This window comes from Paenibacillus sp. S-12 (assembly GCF_030363895.1).
Classification (GTDB): domain Bacteria; phylum Bacillota; class Bacilli; order Paenibacillales; family Paenibacillaceae; genus Paenibacillus_B; species Paenibacillus_B alvei.
Genome location: NZ_JASIUF010000003.1, coordinates 128,096 through 146,766, shown reverse-complemented (window position 1 = coordinate 146,766; position 18,671 = coordinate 128,096). Strand labels below are relative to the sequence as shown.

Here is an 18,671-nt window from a genome sequence, read left to right as displayed (position 1 = left end):
AATTAGGCAGATAGGACGAACAAATAACAATAGCTCCCGTGCGCGCTGAGCAGTAGGGAGCCTGTTCATTCCGTTCATTGGAGTGGTTGATTGACATATTCATTGGCCAGGATAAGGAACACACTGGAGGTCCAAGTAAAAGCCCGATCACGGAGTCCACAGCCAGTCTTCGCATCGAAGTTCTCTGCCATCCCGCTGCGAGAAGCCATGCGGCAGAAGCGAATTGCGGCCTCTTGTGCCACTTCCCGCTGCCCGCTGCGCTGCAATCCATCGATTAGCAGCATCATGACCGGAGCCCAGATTGGCCCAAGCCAATAGCCGTCCGGCTCGTAAAACGGGCTATTCAGACTTTCCGTAGCAAAGCCATTCGGGCTGAAGAATCGTTCTTCGTCGGCAACTGCCTTTACAAGTGCTTGCAGTACTGATTCTGGAAGGCGATCACCCAACAATATCGGCATAAACGGAATCAAGCTGTCCCCTTGTGCCGGCTCATGTGTGCCTGAGCGGATAGCCCTAAACTGCCCCCCCTGCCAAAAATGCTCCATCATCCGTCCGAGCAAACTGTTCGCAGCATTGCGCCATTCCGCCGCTTCATAAGCCTTGCCTAGCTGTTCCGCTATTTCCGCGAGCACCTCGAACTGAATAATTAAGTACGCCGACAAATCTGGACTTTCTATAGGACCAACACAGCGGAAAATCGTGCTATTATCCCAGCCGCTGTCATTGCCGTGATTGTACTGAGGAATTCCGTCATGATCGTCATCTCGGCAATTCATCCACCATTTGCTCCACTGTGCAAGCGGATCATAAATTTCACGCAAACGATCCGCATGTCTGAACCACTCATTGCGCTCCATCATCCAGCGCAGCGTCCAGCCATGAATAGGAGGCTTGCAGCAATTCCACAGCGCATACTTGTCATTGATGAAGTCTGGAAGCTGTCCAGATTCATCCTGCTTGTCGAACATGATCATGAACTGATCCCAAGCAAGCTCGGGTTGGTTGGCAGCAAGCGCCATTGCGTTGAAGCAGTGATCCCAGCTCCAAATGTTCGTCATCCAATTTTTTGACATGTACATCGCAGGGCGTGATAAATGTCCAGCCTCAGGTACCACACACGACCATGTGATGTAAGCAGCCAAAGCACGCGCTTCCTCCAATTCCTCCAAGGCAACAGGCAAACTCTTGTCGAGCCATGCGTCAAATTCCTGCTTAATGCCTGCAACCGCCTCATCAAAGCAGCCCACTGACGCCAATGTCCGTATGGCTGGCGGCTGTATCCGATACTCTTCCAGCATCAGTTCCGCCTCCGCTGTCCCATTGTTGATTGCATCAGTCGGGCTACACTCCACTACAGCATATTTGCATCTGGATCGTTCCCATGGAGCATCTACCGCAAGCTCCCCTTGCAGCAGCGTAAGCATAAATCGCATTTCGGTCGTGAAATGGTTAACCTCATAGCGTCCATCCTGATGCGGCAGTACATAATCATAAGAACCAGCGACTAATGTCAGCCGAATCCCTGCTCCCCGAGCTCTTATCCGCATTGCGCCAGTCTCGGGCAGACATAATTCCGCTCTTCCTTGCCCGCCTTCTTCAAGGAGAGTCAAGGAAGAAGGAGAAGTATGAACTGAGTAAGGAACGACTTGATCTTCAGCCATCAGTTCCAGACGAAAAACAGCACCGCTCGTGTCATCTCCTCCACGAACCGTACGGAAATACAAACCTTCCTCTCGCTTTCCATGCTGTGGCAAATACGATACCGTTAGAAATGTTCCAAACCGGCTAAATGGGATGTGATGAATATCAAATGGTATGGTTGCCGACATCCGTTACTCCTTATCTGGCAGGCCTTTTGCCTGCCCTGTCTTCTTCAAGTAAGCTCGCCATGTAATGCACCACTCAGCCGGATTATCCAGCGATTCCTCGATGTTCTGATGTACTGTGCTGTGATGCGGCGCAGACTTGACGATCTCTGGCACGCTGCGAGCTTCCTCTGCAATATGGGCTAACGCTTGAATATACTCATCAAGATCATCCTTGGAGTATGATTCCGTCGGCTCCAGCGTGAAAGGCTGCGGTACAATATATGGATGGTGACTCGTCCAGTAATGTAATCCGAAATCACACATTCTGCGCTGAATGTCTTCGGTCGTCACCCCTGTCTCCCTCGTCAGCTTCTCCCAACTGTAGCGAACCTGCTCAAGGCGTCCTCCTTTTACATAAGGAACGCTAGCACCTGAGATCTGTAATATTTTATGGTACAAGTAATTATTGTTCAAGACAGCAATTTCCGCTACATCGCGCAGTCCTTTTGCTCCTAAGCTGCGAATCCAAGCATAAGCGCGCATAATTGTCTGTGCAACGCCATGGAAGCTTCTTACTTTGCCGATGCTCAGCTCTTGATTGGTGTGCAGTACGAAGCGTTCGCCGTCTCGTTCTACAATCGGCCCTGGCAAGAATGGCTTCAGCTGCTCTGTAACCCCCAGAGCGCCTGCAGCAGGCCCGCCGCACATATGAGGAGCCGCAAACGTCTTGTGCAGGTTGAAGAAGCACATATCGAATCCTGCTTCCTTTGCACGTGCAATACCGAGCAGACCATTGGCATTAGCTTGATCGTAATAGCAAATTCCGCCCGCCGCATGCACAATATCCGTGAACTCCTTTATGCGTGGATTGAAGATTCCCGTATCTTCCGGGTTGGCTACGACGAAGCCTGCCGTACGATTTGATATCGCTTTTTTAAGCTTTTCAATATCTGGGAAGCCATCCTCATCCGGATGCAGGGTAATAATCTTGTATCCCTTCACAGCCGCCGTTGCAGCCTGAGATGGATGAGAGAAGATCGTCGTAATCATTTCATCGCGCTGATCGCCTTCTCCATTCGCCTCATGGTAAGCTCGAACGATGGACGCCATCGCAAATAAGGCTTGAGTCCCGCTGCCAGGCTGGAATGAGAAGGCATCCATCCCAGATATTGCACGCATCGCCTCATCCAGCCGATAGATGATTTCCAGTGTTCCCTGTACCGTGCGGCTGTCCTGCAATGGATGCAGTTCCGTCAGCTGTGGATTGCGCACAAGCAGCTCATTGATGCGTGGAATGTATTTCATCGTGCACGTGCCTTGGCCAATCTCTATATTAAGATCGCTACCAAGGGTTTCCTGCGACAAACGCAAGTAATGGCGAAGCACCTTCGCCTGACCAATCTCAGGAAGCTGCGGCGCCTTCGTGCGCTGCATCGAAGCTGGAATGTGAGAAATGACGTCGCCTACCGCTTGGACAAGCTCCTGCTCCGCCTCTGGAACGAGAACCCCGCGTTCTCCTTCCCGATGAAGTTCAAAAATGACCGGCTCATCCCATTTCGCCTGATGAAATTGTCTGACTGTACGATCCTTGCGAACGATTTGTTGCATTACTCATCACACCTCTCTGCCATATTAGCGGCTGCTTCCGACATACCATCTGCGGATGTCCTTGTAAGCGAGCAGTTGATGTCCGGCTGTATCGTCTTATTCAGCAAAGCTGTGAGTTCGTCAACCAGATGGTCAATCTGCTCCTTCGCCATGACCTCGGTTACACAGAACAAAGCACTCTGCCCCATTTCAGGGAATGATCCGGACAGATCCAAGCCTCCAAAGATATTTCGTGTAAGCAGATGCTCATTGATCTGGCTAACCGTTAGACCTGTTGCCGTGAAGTCGATGACGAATTCCTTGAAGAAGGCATTCTCATAACGCAGCGCAACACCAGACAATGTGCTCAAACGAGCCGCTGCATAACGAGATTTCTGCATGATCGTCTCGCCTATCTCGTACATGCCATGCGGTCCAAGCAAGGCCAAGTAAACGCCAGCCGTAATCCCCCATAATGCAGTCTGTGTGCCAACAGACTCCTTTCCCTGCTCGCGCTGTGCGAAGGAGGTACGCTCATAAGCTACGTCGCCGAAGCCATACTCTCCCTCGACAACAGTTGGGACTATGCCGAACAGCCGGGACGGATACTCCATGACGAAGCGTTCTTCATCATGTACAGCAATAAAACCTGACTGCCCGCCGCCATAGTTCATACGAATGCCGAGCGGCTGCAAATCCCCGCAGACGATATCTGCACCGTATTGGCTTGGAGGGGTCAATACGCCGAGCGATATTGGATCAACGCCTACAACACTGATTGCCCCATATTCGCGAGCTAGGCGGTTGATTTCTTCACCCTGCCGCTCAATGATACCGAAATAATTCGGATTCTCTATATAGACAGCTGCCGTCTGATCAGACAACTTGCTCCGCAGATCATTCAAATCCAATAGTCCGCTATCCGATTCCGTTTGAACCGTGATGACGCGGATATGCGGATGCAAGTAATTTTTAATAATCATTCGCTTGTCAGGGCAGAGAATCGCTGGCAGGAGCACCTCTGTCCGTCCTGTCATCCGAGCAGCCATCCGCAGCGCAGTCGATGCAGCTTGCGGCCAGTCGAATGTCGGTACGTTGACAACATCCATATCGACCAGTTCAGCCACAAGACTCTGATATTCGAACAAGGCCTGAAATCTGCCATGATCCTCATAAGGTTCTCCGGCATAAGCTGTCACGAATTCCGATCGTTGATTGATCTCATCGCATACAGCAGGCACGAAATGCTGCCAACAGCCTCCACCTAAGAAGCTTGTAGCCTGCGAAGTGCTCACATTCGCCGCCAGCAAACGTTCAATATGACCCTTCAACTCAAATTCATTCAGTGCGGGCGGCAAATCCATCTCCGACTGCATGCGCAAATGCTGCGGAATATCTCGATACAGCTCTTCAATGCTTGCAATGCCGATCTCCTGCATCATCTGTGCCTTAACTTTCGGAACCGTATTCGGAATATAAGGATGCACATTCGATTGACGTTCCTTCATGACGTGCGTTCTCTCCCTTCAATATTCAGATCAAGTGTTACGCCAGTCCCCCGCCGTCCACAACCAGCACGCTTCCACTAACCCATTGCGATAGATCGCTTGCCAGAAATAGTACTGCATTTGCAATATCCTGCGGTGTACCAATACGCTCCAAAGGTCTGCCTACGGCAGATGAAGCAAGGAATGCTCCCTCCTCGACCGCCAATTGTACGGCCTCTTCACGCAGCAGCGGCGTATCTGTATCGCCTGGACATACGCAGTTGACACGAATATTGTCCTTACCGAAGTCGATTGCCATGGCACGCGTCAAGTTCACAACTCCAGCCTTCGCAGCACAATACGCTGCGGCTTGATCGCCGCCCTTCAGCCCCCATCCAGATCCGGTATTAATAATGCTTCCGCCTCCTCTAGCGGCCATAACTGGAATCGCATATTTGGACAACAAGTACGTACCCTTAAGGGATACGTCCACGACCAGATCCCAATCCTGCTCCTCTAGCCCAACGACCGTCTTGCGACGAATGACGCCAGCATTATTGAACAGAATATCAACGCCCCCATACCATTCCTGTGTCAGGCGGACTGCACGCTCACAATCTTCCGCTTTCGTGACATTGCAGGACACAAATTGTGCTTCTCCCCCTGCATTTCGAATTTCCAGGACAGTCTCCTGCCCTTGCTGTTCTCCAATATCAGCGATGACCACATTGGCTCCGAAGCGTGCCAGGCATTGTGCCGTAGCGCGTCCGATACCAGATGCTCCGCCTGTAATCATCGCAGTCTTGCCTTTCAAGCCAAAAACATCTATTTGCTGCATCATGAATAGTCCCTCCGTTATCTGTTCAAGTTGTTACCCCTTCATCCCTGTTGTTGCAATACCGGTTACGATATAACGCTGCGCTGCAAAGAAGATAGCAAGCGGAGGCAAGCAAATCATGCACGTAACGGCCATAATCGCATCCATCTTCACCTCGTACATCCCTTTGAACTGCGACAAGCCCAGCGTCAGCGTGTACTTGCTCTGATCATTCAAGAAAATGAGCGGGCCCAAATAATCGTTCCATGTGCCAAGGAAGTTGAACACCGCAACGAGGATCAATGCCGGAGCCATAAGCGGTACAATCAGGCGGATAAACGATTGAAGGGGATTCGCACCATCGATGCGGGCTGCCTCCTCAAGCTCTGGCGGAATCGTCATGATGAACTGACGAAGCAAGAAAATATAGAATGCCGAGCCAAAGAAAGAAGGAACAATCAATGGCTTCAATGTGTTAATCCAGCCAAGTGCATTAAATTCCATATATAACGGAATCATTGTCACTTCCCAAGGAATCATCATCGAGGCAAGCAAAATAATGAACAATGTCTTGCTTCCCTTAAATCGAAATCTGGCGAATCCATAGGCAACAAGCGCAGAGGACACAACCTGACCAATGAGTGACAGCACCGATACGATCAATGAGTTTTGCAGGAACACATCAAACGGTTGTGAATTCCATGCCTTCGCAAAGTTCTCGAAATGAAAGCTGCTCGGAATCCACTGCGGCGGAAAAACGAACAATTCTTCGGGCGACTTCAATGATGTTGAGACCATCCAATAGAAGGGCGCCAAGAACAATACGGTAAAAAAGATGAGCAGTGCGTAAGTCGTTATTTTTTTCATCACAATCTCCCTCCTCAGCCTTTGCCGCCCTTCACTTCACCTTCGTAATACACCCATGCCGACGAAGAACGGAATACAAGCATCGTCAGAACAAGTACAATCGCAAACATAAACCACGCATTGGCAGATGCGTAGCCCATCTTGGAATATTTGAAGGCATTTTCGTACATATACATCGCATAGAAATACGTGGAATTGAGCGGGCCTCCCCCCGTCAACACCAATGCGAGCGTCAACTGCTGGAACGCAGAAATAATCGTGGTGATCAGGTTGAACAAAATGGTCGGACTAAGCATCGGCAGTGTAATTCGGAAAAACTGCGACACCGTACCTGCCCCATCAATTGCGGAAGCCTCATACAGCTCACGCGGGATATTTTTCAAGCCTGCCAAGAAAATAAGCATCATCGATCCCTGTCCCCATAAGCTGGCGAACACCATCGCTACAAGAGACCATTTCGGGTCATTCAGCCAATTCGGCCCTTCTACCCCAATAAGTGATAAGGCATAGTTCAAAATCCCGTATTCTCCGTCGTACACCCATGACCAAATCATCGCCAGCGCGACACCGGAAATAACGGAAGGGACATAGAACACTGTTCGGAAAAATCCACTGCCTCGCACGTTGCGGTTCAGCAGTATCGCAAGTCCAAGCGCAATTAAAATGTTAACAGGCACAAATATAATGGCGAATTTCACTGTGACCGTCAGTGATGTCCAGAACAACGGATCATCCGTGAACATGTTAATAAAGTTATCCAATCCGACAAACGTCTTCTCCCCTACAATTGGCCAATCAAAGAAACTGATAATGAATGAAAAAAGGAGTGGACCGAGCGTGAATGCGAGAAAGCCGATTATCCATGGCATAATGAATAAATAAGGCACGGCTGCATGCATGCGAAGCGAAAACGATCGTTTTTTTCTCATCTTCATAAGGGCTTCGTTCCTTTCTTTGTTGTTCGTGATCATAGGTTGCAGTGTAACAGGCGCTGCCGTTCGATGATGTCAGGACAGGATGCTCGGCTCTTCTATAGCACAGCCCTAATTGATGGGCACATCGTAGGTACCATTGTAGATGAGATGTAAGCGTTTTTACACGGAAGGCTGTTTTTCATTAGGGGGGACTTTGTTCGAATATATTTTGCGGGACAGGCAGTAAGGGGGATTTTTGTTTGTTCCATGACGTTATTTTGTTCGATAGGAAAATAGCAGACGTTGACGAGGATGAGTTAAGCAGTACATGCAGCCTCGTTTTTCACAGTAATGAATGTTTTTGCAAATGCAAACGGTTAATAAGCTTGCTGCGAAAAAAGGCCCGGTCAAGGTTTATCCTTGCCAGGCCTTTTTTATGTTGCGCAATATCACTTTGGCTCTTTCTTGATGAAAAACGATGCGATAATCAAAACAACGGCCAGCCCAATCTCAATATTGAACATTGTCCAGAAACTATCGTTAATATAGTAGAAAGGTTGGTTTACTGCTGTTCCTGTATCTTTCAACGTTCTCATGTATACGTAATCATTCCAAAACATAACCAGCAACAGATGCGTAAAAGCCCCATATAGAAGCCCTACTCCACACTTAAAAATAAAATCTCCTCCCCCAATTACGATGGCAAATCTGGCCCGTTCCATCTTAATGATAAAAATGATTTTTTGAATGATAAACCCAAAAAGAATATAGCATATTATTCCAATTCATGACAGAGTGAAAGTACACTCGAATATAAGGAGGAGCCGAGCCGCCGCCCGATTCCAGGGCCAAGCGGAAGTCCATTACGTCAACCGTAACTGTCGGAACCAGCTCAAAAAAAGAAGCCTTGCAGCAACGATCTGCAAGGCTTCCAGCTTTCCTTTTATTTATCATGGTTCACGTCATTATCCACATCGGCAGCCTCCAGGTCTGGGGCATCCGGCTCGGCTTCCTGTGGTTCCTTCTCTTGCTGGAGAGCGGCTAAGATCGTATGCGCCAACTTCTCGCCAATCCCGATTTGTCGGAATTCCTCAACCGATGCTTCCCGAATCTTCTTCAATGATCCGAAATGCTTCAACAGATGCTTGCGCCGCTTCTCACCAATGCCCGGGATCGAATCAAGCGCTGAGACGACCATCGACTTCGCACGCCGCTCCCGGTGGAATGAAATCGCGAAACGGTGAACCTCCTCCTGAATGCGCTGAAGCATGTAGAATTCTTGGCTGTCCCGACCAAGAGGGACAATTTCTGGCGGATCACCGGCCATCAACTGCGCCGTCTTATGCTTATTGTCCTTCACGAGTCCACAGACCGGTATCGTTAATCCAAGCTCGTTCTCCAGTACATCAAGCGCGGCAGACATTTGACCCCTGCCTCCGTCTACAATAATCAAATCAGGCATTTCGAGCTGTTCTTTCAACACCCGCTCATACCGTCTGCGAATGACCTCGCGCATCGTTTCATAATCATCAGGCCCCTGCACCGTGCGTACCTTATACTTCCGGTATTCTTTCTTCGCAGGCTTGCCGTCGATGAAGACTACCATAGCCGATACTGGATCCGAGCCTTGAATATTCGAGTTGTCAAAAGCCTCAATACGGCGGGCATTGTCGATGCCGACCGCTTCTCCGAGCCGTTCAGCAGCACGCAAAGTGCGATCCTCATTGCGCTCCTGCATCTTGAACTTCTCATCCAGCGCAACACGTGCATTTTCCATTGCCATCGAGATCATCTGCTTCTTAAGCCCGCGCTTCGGAATGTGCACCTTGACGTTCAACCATTGCTGAAGCGCCTCTGCACCGGCAATCCCGTCATCCGTTCCGTTATTTGCTCCCTCATCTATTTCCTCTATGCGGCTCTGTTCATGTTCATTGGCAATGGATGAGTCATCTTGTGTGTCCACTGAGTCATCCTGTGTATCCACGCCCGCAACAGATGAAGTGCCACTTGATTCCTCTGCCTCAGCATCGTTTTGTGCAGCAGATGTGTCGAACAGTTCCGAATCAGGAAGCAATATTTCCTTAGGCAGTGCCGGGTTCTCACTATAATATTGCGTCACGAACGACATGAAGTCCGCATACGCTTCCCCATAGAATGGGAACTTTGTTGCATGCCGTTCAATCATTTTGCCTTGTCGAACATACAAAATTTGAACACACATCCAGCCTTTATCTACAGCAAAGCCGAATACGTCGCGATCCAGTTGGTCGGATGTATTTATGTTCTGCTTTTCCATAATGGCACGAATCGCGATCAACTGATCCCGATATTCCTTGGCACGCTCGAATTGCATCTCTTCAGCGGCTTCTTCCATCTTTCGCTGCAGTTCCTTCTTAATCTCCTCATGCCCGCCGCTTAAGAACTTCGCGATCTCCTGCACCATTTCTTCATACTGCGCCTCCGTTACCTCATACTCGCAAGGTGCAAGGCACTGTCCAATATGATAGTACAAGCACACCCGATCCGGCAGTGTTTTGCACTTACGAAGCGGATATAAGCGATCAAGCAGCTTCTTGGTCTGCGTAGCGGCAAATGCGTTCGGATATGGCCCAAAATATTTGGCTTTATCCTTCAGCACGCGACGTGTAACCTCAAGCCGCGGGTGGCGCTCATTCGTAATTTTAATATATGGGAACGTCTTATCATCCTTGAGCAGCACGTTATATCTCGGATGATGCTGCTTAATCAGATTACATTCTAATATGAGGGCTTCCATGTTACTGGAAGTGACGATATATTCAAAGTCGCGAATTTCCGATACCAGCCGCTGCGTCTTACCGTCATGGCTGCCATTGAAATACGAACGTACGCGGTTTTTCAATACTTTAGCCTTACCGACATAAATAATGGTTCCCTCACGGTTCTTCATGAGATAGCATCCCGGCGAATCAGGAAGCAATGCCAGCTTATTGCGAATTCGCTCCAATGCCTGTTCCCGTTCTGCAAGCTCCTCTGGCGACAGCTCCTGCTGCTCGTCCGTAGAATAACGTTCGTTCCAGCGCTCCTTCCAGCGCTCTACCCGCCAATTGGATTGGTTGTTGTCTATTTCGCTCATCGTCCTCCCCCTTTCCTCTATAATACGAATATATGATCCTATTGTATACGAGTGAAGACATAAGAAAAAGCCCTCCCGCAACGGGAAGGGCTGGCAATCTATCGCTTGCGATTCACATCAAGCTCAATCGAGATGTCCCTCAGCAGAACACACCTTTTATAGGTTGTCCTCTGTAATAAATCTCGATTATTGATGTTTGCTGATCAAGTTCTTCAATGCATCCTTGGAGTTCAAGCCTACAACCTTATCAACAGGCTGACCGTCCTTGAACACGATGATTGTAGGAATGCTCATTACGCCAAAGCGGGAAGCGGATTCTGGGTTCTCATCCACGTTCACTTTTGCAACAGTCGCTTGACCGTTTACTTCGCTTTCCAATTCATCGAGGATAGGGGCAAGCATTTTACAAGGGCCGCACCATGGCGCCCAAAAATCGACCAATACAACGCCTTGCTGACCTTCAACTTCAGTCTTGAACGTTTGGTCGGATACGTTAACGATAGCCATATTTGGTTCCTCCTTTATGTTAGAAGCTTACAATCTGAGTCAACATGTAAAGTATACCACAGTTCAATGTTTTATGTGAAATTTGCACTTCATTTTTGCATCCAATTTGTCACATCCTAAGAGAGCGCTGTCTTTACAGTCATGGCGCAGTTCGGTATACTTATAGCGATAAGAAATTGGGTTAAAATACCTGTTGATGCCGTGACATACGTCATTGTATCAGACATGTAAGAGATAGGAGGCCCCTTGATGGAAGCGAGAGCAATTGATCCGCGTGAGCATGTGAACGAGGAACCGCGCAACGATTTCTCCGATTTGATGTTCGGGTTCGGTGCAATGGCCGGATTTATGACGGTAGTCTTTTTCGGCATGGTTATCGTGAAGTTCATCATCTCCTAGCCCTGATCATGGTGCGTTCCCCTCAATGGAGCGCACCACAGTGGCATCCCTATTACCATGAATAAGCCCGGTTCGCATTGCTTGCGACCGGGCTTTTATTTGCAATTATATAGCATGAACGGGAGGCATACTGGCTTCTTAGCCGAAGCTGCGATGCTATGCAGCATGAACAGCTTCAAGCTTTCTCTCTAGCTAGCTTCCCCGTTTGTTCCGTCCTTGTACATGTACCACTTTCACAAATGGCTGAATCCGGTGCATAAGCCGTTCGGCCTTATGCACATCCTCTCCTTCACGCGTGAAGCTGAAATGCTTCTGCAGTGCTTCCAAATCATAATTCGACGTGTAGAATGTTGGCTTACGGTTCATTCGATAATTCAAGATAGAGCCCAGCACATGGTCGCGAACCCAAGGAGTAATATTTTCTGCCCCGATATCGTCGAATACCAGCAGATCGGTTTCCTTCATCATTTCAATCGTTTCCCGCAGCTTCTGCGGCTCTTGGAACATTGACTTGAGCTCTTCGACAAACTCCGGCATATAGACGATTACCCCGGTGTAATTGGCCCGAGCGAGTTCGTACAATACGTAGCTCATAAGAAATGTCTTGCCCGTCCCAAAAGGCCCGACGAGGTACATGCCCTCAGGCATCAATCCTTCTTTCTTTGTCTTCTCAATATATTCAATGATATTTAAAACGGCAGGCGATCGATCAATATCATTCTCTAGTATTTCGGAGGCAGAGTATCCGCGCTTGAGCGCAGTCTCATCTACATAGAAGGAACGTACCCGGTTATAAATCGCCTGTTGGCGCTCACTAGCCAGCAGCTTCTTGCAGGGTACCTTCCGATCATATACATAGTTGTTCCCGTTCAGGTTATCGGCGCTCAGCATCGTATAGTGGCCATGGAAGTCATTCGGACACTGATCCAAGCCCGGACAGTTGGTACAGTGCCCAATTTCCGTTACATATTGGTATAGCTTATTCATATTGATGCGAAGGTCGCGATCCGACAACTCCGGATATTTGGAGCGAAATTGCACGATCAATGGATCGTTGAGCAGCTTTTCTATTTTCTGTTCCGCCTGAGTCCGGCGAGCGTTGACCGGCAATTGCTTCAAAATATCTCCGATAGATTCCATAAGTCGCACCTCCTATCCGCTGTAACTTTATTATACTCGTCCTTCGTCCAATCGTCGCGCCAATTCACGAGCACGCTCTAATTCTTCCGGTGTCAGACCTGATCCCGCTTCACTCGGTTTAACGACAGGAATCGATGGCTTGGCTGCTTTATTATTGTACCGGCTGCGCGGCCGCTGCTGTCTGCCAGCGTCTTGGCGAGAAGCTTGCGTTCGACCAGAACCATTGACCTGCGCCTGTTCACGAGTATACATAACCGCTTGTTCATATGTGCGTATCTGCTTTACAAGCATATTGGATACGATCGCTTCAACGAAGTTCCGATTTAGTCTGTGCTCCGATCCGCTTACCAGCATCGTCATCAAATAATGAATGAGTACATTGATGACCTCATCAGGCATCTTATAATTCAAATCCATCTTGGTAAACATATCAAGGAAGGAGTCCGGGACTGCCCCTGGGAAAAACTTCTCAAGCAACTGCGTATACGGTGTATTGCGGAGCAGCATGTTATATTGATGAATATCGCATTTGTCGCGGAATTGCGGGGGAACCTCAACATAGAACTCCATTTGCACCGCAACTTCCTCTTCATGCTCTTCTTTCACTTGCTCCTTCTGTTCAATTCGATGCTGCACTCGCTCCCGATGCTCGCTTCTCCGCTTATTCTGACGGAAATGAAGGTGAGCACGGTGCTGCAGTTCTTCCAATGCGACCAAGCCGTCCTGCGTGAAGACGCCGTCTTCATCCAGCAAACGGCACAGTTCTTGCAAAGTCAGCTCGAATTTGCGGACAACGTAATTAATTGTACTCATACTTTCTTTATTGTAACGAAGCTGCTCTACGAACTTGCGGTTGTAGGACTGCTTAGGGAACCGCATAATAATATCTGCATAATTGATTTCAACAGCTTCAGGTTCGGCATCCGCAATCGCGGTACGGCTTGGGGCGACTTCTTGAAGGGCCTGCTCGAGCTCGAAATCAATGACATGCGTATTCAGGCGGAACAAATCGTAGAATGGTATAGATATGTTCTCCCGATGCATATTGGATGCCATTCCTTCAAAGGGGTCATCCGTAGTAAACTGCTGCCGTAAGGACAGCACCGCGTATTTTCCAACCTTATCCCGCAAAAGAAGAGTTAAATGCTGTGTTTCGAAAAATTCCTTTGGGGACAAGGGCTGCTGCAGCTCATATTCATACATACAATCATCCATATCAGGCAGCATCACTCTTGACGTATTCAACAGTCCGACCGCTTCCAGCTTGGAAGCCTGTTCAATGAAATAGGTGCGTCCCTTCTCACTTGGCTCCAATCCAAGGAGCAGGAACAATCGGCGCTGCGCATCTACAGCTGAATAGCCTGTCTTATCTGATGCCACATGCTGGCAGAGAAGCTGATACATGCCGATCGCAAATGCCCCCACCATTGGTTGATACACATGGGACAACATCTTTAGATCCAGTTCGCTCAAGCTAAACTCTCGATAAGCCACATATCGATGATGTTCTGTAAAATGGTGCATATTCGACATCCGCATCGTCGTACCTGTTTCTCCTTCCGCTCTACTCAGTCCACCTATTGTAACATATATAGAGTCTGCCCGTCCGACAAAATCGTGGTAAAAAAGACATGCAATTCCGATCAAAAAAGCATAAAAAAGCGCAGAGAGCATGCCAGATGCTCTTCTGCGCAGAAAAGGAAAGATGCTAGTTATATCTTCTATTGTATACCTAGGCGGAATACTAATAATCGTTAAGATCGCACGCTCTCAATCACGTTGTTTTCCATAAATACAATTTTCGCCCCATCTTTCTCGAAGCAGAGAAATCCTTATTTCCCAACAACCCTAGAGCCCCTCGTTAACATTTCTTGTCGGAATCGCTGGCACTGCTTCTTGTTCATGGTGCAGCTTCAGGAATTCGACGATGGCTCGATAGACGCGCATCTCATTCTCTTTTTTAGAGAATCCATGTCCTTCATCATCCAGCACGATATATTCCACATCCCGTCCAAGCTGTCTAAGCTTCTCTACCACCTGATCTGACTCTTCCTGTACAACACGGGGATCATTCGCCCCTTGGATGACAAGCATCAGATTCGTCATGCTATCCAAGTACGTAATCGGGGAATCAGTAATGAAGCGCTCCTTATCCTGCTCTGGGTCACCAACCCACTGCTTCATGATTGACTTCCAATGATCAGGTACAGAATGATAGAACGTTAATAAATTGCTAACGCCGAAAATAATCTACTGCCGCACGGAAGTAATCTGCATGCCGTCCAGCATATCGTTTCATTGATCCGGGTAAAGTCCCTAGAACCTACAAGCCGCAGCACCTTCTTGCAGGCGCTGCGGCAGTTCAGATTGTATTTGATCCGCTTTCGTATCACTTGCTCATTGCTCATAGCTGCTTGCGCCGCTTAAGCAGTTCCGCATATTGCCGCTCCAGTTCCTCGATATGGTCTCCCTTGCGCGGGGCAGACAAACGCCCCATCAAATCCGCCCATTCCAGATCCAGCTTCAATCGCTCCTCAGCCGACATCGATGAGGACGACTGTTCAATTTTCTGCACTTCCTGTGCTGGTACAAAATCTGAAGTAACGCCTCTCTCAACAGGTCGAGGTCGCTGACGCTCGCGAAATGCTTCAATTGTCATCCATTCCAGTTCGCCGTCTCGGAACACAATGGTATGTGTAGCCGTTCGATCCAGCAGCATGCGATCATGCGTCGCGAACAGGATCGTACCTGGATACTCCAGCAGCACACGCTCCAGTTCCTCGCGCGTGTCGATATCCAAGTAATTCGTCGGCTCATCGAGGAGCAGCATATTCGCTTCGCTCATGAACAGCTTGGCGAGCTGAGTCTTCACCTTCTCGCCCCCACTCAACTGCCATACCGGCTTCAATGCCTCATCCCGTCGCAGCCTAAGCCGCGCCAATACCGTCCGCACCATCGTCTGATCATAGGCGCTCGACTTCAATACATTGTCCAGTACACTGGCCTGTAGATCCAAGGCATACAGCTTCTGATCGAAATACGCCATTCGAGCGCTTGGGGAGAAGCGAATCCGTCCTCCCTCCACCGTCACATCACGCTCTCCTGCAGTTCTCAGCTCATATACCTCCACCAATCGGCGGAGTAAGGTTGTCTTCCCTGCTCCATTCGAACCGACTAAGGCGACACGCATATTCGGCCGAATGCTGAAGGAACTGCTGCCCACCAATTCACGGTCGCCTGCACGCAGTGCAAGCCCTTGAACCTCCACAGCCTGCTTGCTGCGAATCGGAGCATGGCATTCCGCATTGAATAATACCTGCACCTGCTCAAATGGCTTCTCCACAATCTCCAACTGATCAAGACGCTTCTCTATCGCCTTAACCGTCTTCTCTACCTTTGCCTTCTTCCGATTGAAGTGTGGACGCGCAAGCCTCATTTCCTTACTGGTCAATCCCTTCTTAGGCCTGCTGACCTTACTTGCATGCTCCTTCTTCTCTACAATCGCTTCCTGCAAGCGGCCTCTTTCTGCGACATAATTGTCATACGAGCGTTGATGTTCCAGCCGCAGCCGTTCCTTTTCCCTGCGATAGTCCTCATACCCGCCGGTAAAGACATGAATCTGTTCGTTCTCCACTTCCCAGATTCTCGTTGCTACATGATTGAGCAGCGTTCGGTCATGTGAAATGAACAATAGCGCGCCCGTTCTGGAGTATTCGATCATCCGATCTTCCAGCCACTCCATTCCTTCCACATCCAAATGGCTTGTCGGTTCATCGAGCATCAGCAGTCCTGCCCCTGCGTTCATGGCCTCATTCAATCGGCGTTTCGTGCGCTCCCCGCCGCTTAATATCACTTCCTCTGCTTCTTCCTCCCGCACATCATCCAACTGCGGTACGAAAGACGTTACCACATTACATACTACGGTTCCTTCATCCGGCTCTACCATGCCAGCCAATATGCGCTGCAATGTCGTCTTCCCGACTCCGTTGACGCCAATAAGTCCGATACGATCCCCTGCATAAATGCGAAGAGAACTGTCTGTGCGGAATAAGCGGCGATCGGCTACATAGGCTGCCAATTGATGGGCCTCTAACACGATTTGGCCCGATTTATTCTTTGATTGTGCTGTATATTTGTTAGTCATAAAAAAACCTCCCTGGTAACCCAGAGAGGATAGTGTGCATGCGGCTGCAAGCTTGCACTTCGCTTATGTCATGGAATTGAACACGTATGTTACGCACGTGTCTCTAAACGTATGCCACAGCAATCCGTTCTAAGCAACGATTCGTCTCTCCCCGATTCTCCTCATCCAATGTTGAAACTGAGGCAGTGGGGACAAGTGCAATACCGTTGCGTTATTCCATTACAAAATAAGTGATGAATCATGCAAGCTATCAAATATAACGGCCGATATCAATCTGCGAAAATGGGCAGACCTATCCTCTCTGAACGTACATTTTGAAATATAAAGCTGTCAAAATGACTTCTATCAGATCAGATTAGTTCAACATCGCAGTAGATACCTTGCCCTTTCATTCGAATAAAATCTATGCATCGAAAAGTCCCGATGCGTTCTGTATCATTGTATGCCAATTAGCTCAAATTTATCAAGTACAATTTTCATTAAAACATCTGATATCCACTCTTGCGTAAAAAATGAATTGTCTTTCCGCTAATAAATGCCCCTGCAAGTCCAGCTATCGCCGTTAAATATCCCTGCAAGCCGATGCCCGTCAAATTGTCCATAACCGATGCATCCTGCTTCCACAGCATGATAACCATTGCCGGCAGCAAAACGACTAAATATACGCCGATTGGGAACCACGTTGTCTTCATCAGCATGTTCAGAATAAAGCCAATGCCGAACATCATCACAAAAAAAAGCACCATTAAAATGATGACCATTATCCAGCCTAACATGTTGCAAACCGCCTCCTGCTTTTCTTCATCCAATCTATAATTATCCAATAAAATATCCATATTTCGCTAATTACTGATCAGTCTTAGTGTACTTGCACCTGGGCTAAAAATCAACGAACATTCAGTGACATTTATCACCTCTTAGTTGAATGCGATGCAAATTATAGCTACAATGGCTTTAGAATGGCGATTTTCACAATAGTGGTTGTGGTACACAATCTTTTACGATAACGGAGGATAACGCGATATGAATGAAGCAGCTTTAACGCTCGACGGTTGGTATGCACTCCATGATTTCCGCACGATCAACTGGGCTCAATGGAAAAAGGCGGACGATGAAGAGCGTGCGCATGCGCTTGAGGAATTGCAAACGTTATGGTCGGAATGGTCCGAAACGGAAGCAGACAAGAAGGGCAGCACTGTCGTATACAGCATCGTAGGCCAAAAAGCCGACTTTGTCATTTTCCACCTTCGTGAAACACTCGAAGAGCTTAATGCGCTTGAAAATGCGCTGAATAAAACGTCTTTCGCTCAATTTACGACACCAACGTATTCCTATGTCAGCATCGTAGAACTGAGCAATTATATGACGAAGCCAGGATCAACCGAGGATCCGATGGAGAATCCGGAAATTATTGCGCGTCTTAAGCCAACCTTGCCGCAGAGCAAGCACATCTGCTTCTATCCAATGAATAAGAAGCGCGACTTGTCCGATAACTGGTACATGCTGTCCATGGAAGAGCGCCGCAATATGATGCGCAGCCATGGCATGATTGGTCGAGGCTATGCGGGTAAAGTGAAGCAAATCATTACAGGCTCCGTAGGTTTGGACGATTGGGAATGGGGCGTTACGCTATTCAGCGATGACCCGCTTCAATTCAAAAAGCTGATTTATGAAATGCGCTTCGATGAAGTCAGCGCGCGCTTCGGCGAATTCGGCTCCTTCTATGTAGGGAACCACCTCACTATGGATAAGCTGAATGACATGATGAAGCTGTAGCTTCATGCATTCACGGCTACCATCATACTCAAGAGCGACAAACCGGGAAGCCTATGCGGGCAACCCGGTTTTTTTGCTTTCCTCTTTATCAAAATCATGTACATTTAATT

Annotated in this window: 14 protein-coding genes and 1 pseudogene; 2 read left to right on the top strand and 13 right to left on the bottom strand. The window is 48.5% G+C overall.

Translation table 11 applies throughout. The annotated features are described in order from the left end of the window. Positions 1-74 precede the first annotated feature (74 nt). The 8 genes from NO352_RS02085 to trxA all read right to left on the bottom strand — a co-directional run bounded on the left by NO352_RS02085 (position 75) and on the right by trxA (position 11,102). Positions 75-1,829, bottom strand: a complete 1,755-nt coding sequence (locus tag NO352_RS02085) for an amylo-alpha-1,6-glucosidase (RefSeq protein ID WP_289354825.1) — start codon at positions 1,827-1,829, stop codon at positions 75-77. A 3-nt stretch (positions 1,830-1,832) separates the two neighbouring features. Then, a complete protein-coding gene (gene gcvPB / locus NO352_RS02080) occupies positions 1,833-3,416 on the bottom strand; it encodes an aminomethyl-transferring glycine dehydrogenase subunit GcvPB (protein ID WP_289354824.1) in 1,584 nt (527 codons plus the stop codon). Further along, complete coding sequence (gene gcvPA, locus NO352_RS02075; RefSeq protein WP_289354823.1) at positions 3,416-4,903, bottom strand: aminomethyl-transferring glycine dehydrogenase subunit GcvPA; 1,488 nt, start codon at positions 4,901-4,903, stop codon at positions 3,416-3,418. Before gcvPA ends, gcvPB begins: the two co-directional genes overlap by 1 nt. Before the next feature lie 37 nt (positions 4,904-4,940). Further along, positions 4,941-5,723: an SDR family NAD(P)-dependent oxidoreductase gene (locus tag NO352_RS02070; protein ID WP_163978889.1), complete on the bottom strand. Its 783-nt coding sequence runs from the start codon at positions 5,721-5,723 to the stop codon at positions 4,941-4,943. Between the two features lie 30 nt (positions 5,724-5,753). Continuing rightward, positions 5,754-6,566 carry a carbohydrate ABC transporter permease gene (locus tag NO352_RS02065; RefSeq protein WP_163978890.1) on the bottom strand — a complete coding sequence of 271 codons (813 nt, stop codon included), beginning with the start codon at positions 6,564-6,566 and terminating at the stop codon, positions 5,754-5,756. Between the two features lie 14 nt (positions 6,567-6,580). Next, on the bottom strand, positions 6,581-7,501 hold the full coding sequence (locus tag NO352_RS02060; protein ID WP_289354822.1) for a carbohydrate ABC transporter permease: 921 nt from the start codon (positions 7,499-7,501) through the stop codon (positions 6,581-6,583). A 922-nt stretch (positions 7,502-8,423) separates the two neighbouring features. Further along, positions 8,424-10,595, bottom strand: a complete 2,172-nt coding sequence (uvrC, locus tag NO352_RS02055) for an excinuclease ABC subunit UvrC (RefSeq protein WP_289354821.1) — start codon at positions 10,593-10,595, stop codon at positions 8,424-8,426. A 186-nt stretch (positions 10,596-10,781) separates the two neighbouring features. Beyond that, positions 10,782-11,102, bottom strand: coding sequence for a thioredoxin (gene trxA / locus NO352_RS02050; RefSeq protein ID WP_005551049.1), 321 nt, complete (start codon positions 11,100-11,102; stop codon positions 10,782-10,784). A gap of 249 nt (positions 11,103-11,351) precedes the next feature. Between trxA and NO352_RS02045 the strand changes: the two genes are divergently transcribed. Further along, on the top strand, positions 11,352-11,501 hold the full coding sequence (locus NO352_RS02045) for a hypothetical protein (RefSeq protein WP_005551050.1): 150 nt from the start codon (positions 11,352-11,354) through the stop codon (positions 11,499-11,501). A gap of 192 nt (positions 11,502-11,693) precedes the next feature. Here NO352_RS02045 and dnaI read toward each other — a convergent pair whose 3' ends face one another. The 5 genes and pseudogenes from dnaI to NO352_RS02020 all read right to left on the bottom strand — a co-directional run bounded on the left by dnaI (position 11,694) and on the right by NO352_RS02020 (position 17,561). Next, on the bottom strand, positions 11,694-12,641 hold the full coding sequence (gene dnaI / locus NO352_RS02040; RefSeq protein ID WP_005551051.1) for a primosomal protein DnaI: 948 nt from the start codon (positions 12,639-12,641) through the stop codon (positions 11,694-11,696). Between the two features lie 30 nt (positions 12,642-12,671). Beyond that, positions 12,672-14,180 (bottom strand): DnaD domain protein, encoded by a 1,509-nt coding sequence (locus NO352_RS02035; RefSeq protein ID WP_040736925.1) that lies wholly within the window; start codon positions 14,178-14,180, stop codon positions 12,672-12,674. Between the two features lie 309 nt (positions 14,181-14,489). Beyond that, positions 14,490-14,925 (bottom strand): annotated as a pseudogene (locus tag NO352_RS02030) (alpha/beta hydrolase family protein); the annotation flags it as partial. Between the two features lie 120 nt (positions 14,926-15,045). Then, positions 15,046-16,785: a ribosomal protection-like ABC-F family protein gene (abc-f, locus tag NO352_RS02025; protein WP_268620013.1), complete on the bottom strand. Its 1,740-nt coding sequence runs from the start codon at positions 16,783-16,785 to the stop codon at positions 15,046-15,048. A 479-nt stretch (positions 16,786-17,264) separates the two neighbouring features. Next, positions 17,265-17,561, bottom strand: coding sequence for a YuiB family protein (locus NO352_RS02020; RefSeq protein WP_163978897.1), 297 nt, complete (start codon positions 17,559-17,561; stop codon positions 17,265-17,267). Positions 17,562-17,808: 247 nt separating this feature from the next. Between NO352_RS02020 and hemQ the strand changes: the two genes are divergently transcribed. Beyond that, entirely contained in the window at positions 17,809-18,561 is a 753-nt protein-coding gene (gene hemQ, locus NO352_RS02015; RefSeq protein ID WP_005551058.1) for a hydrogen peroxide-dependent heme synthase, read from the top strand. Positions 18,562-18,671 lie beyond the last annotated feature (110 nt).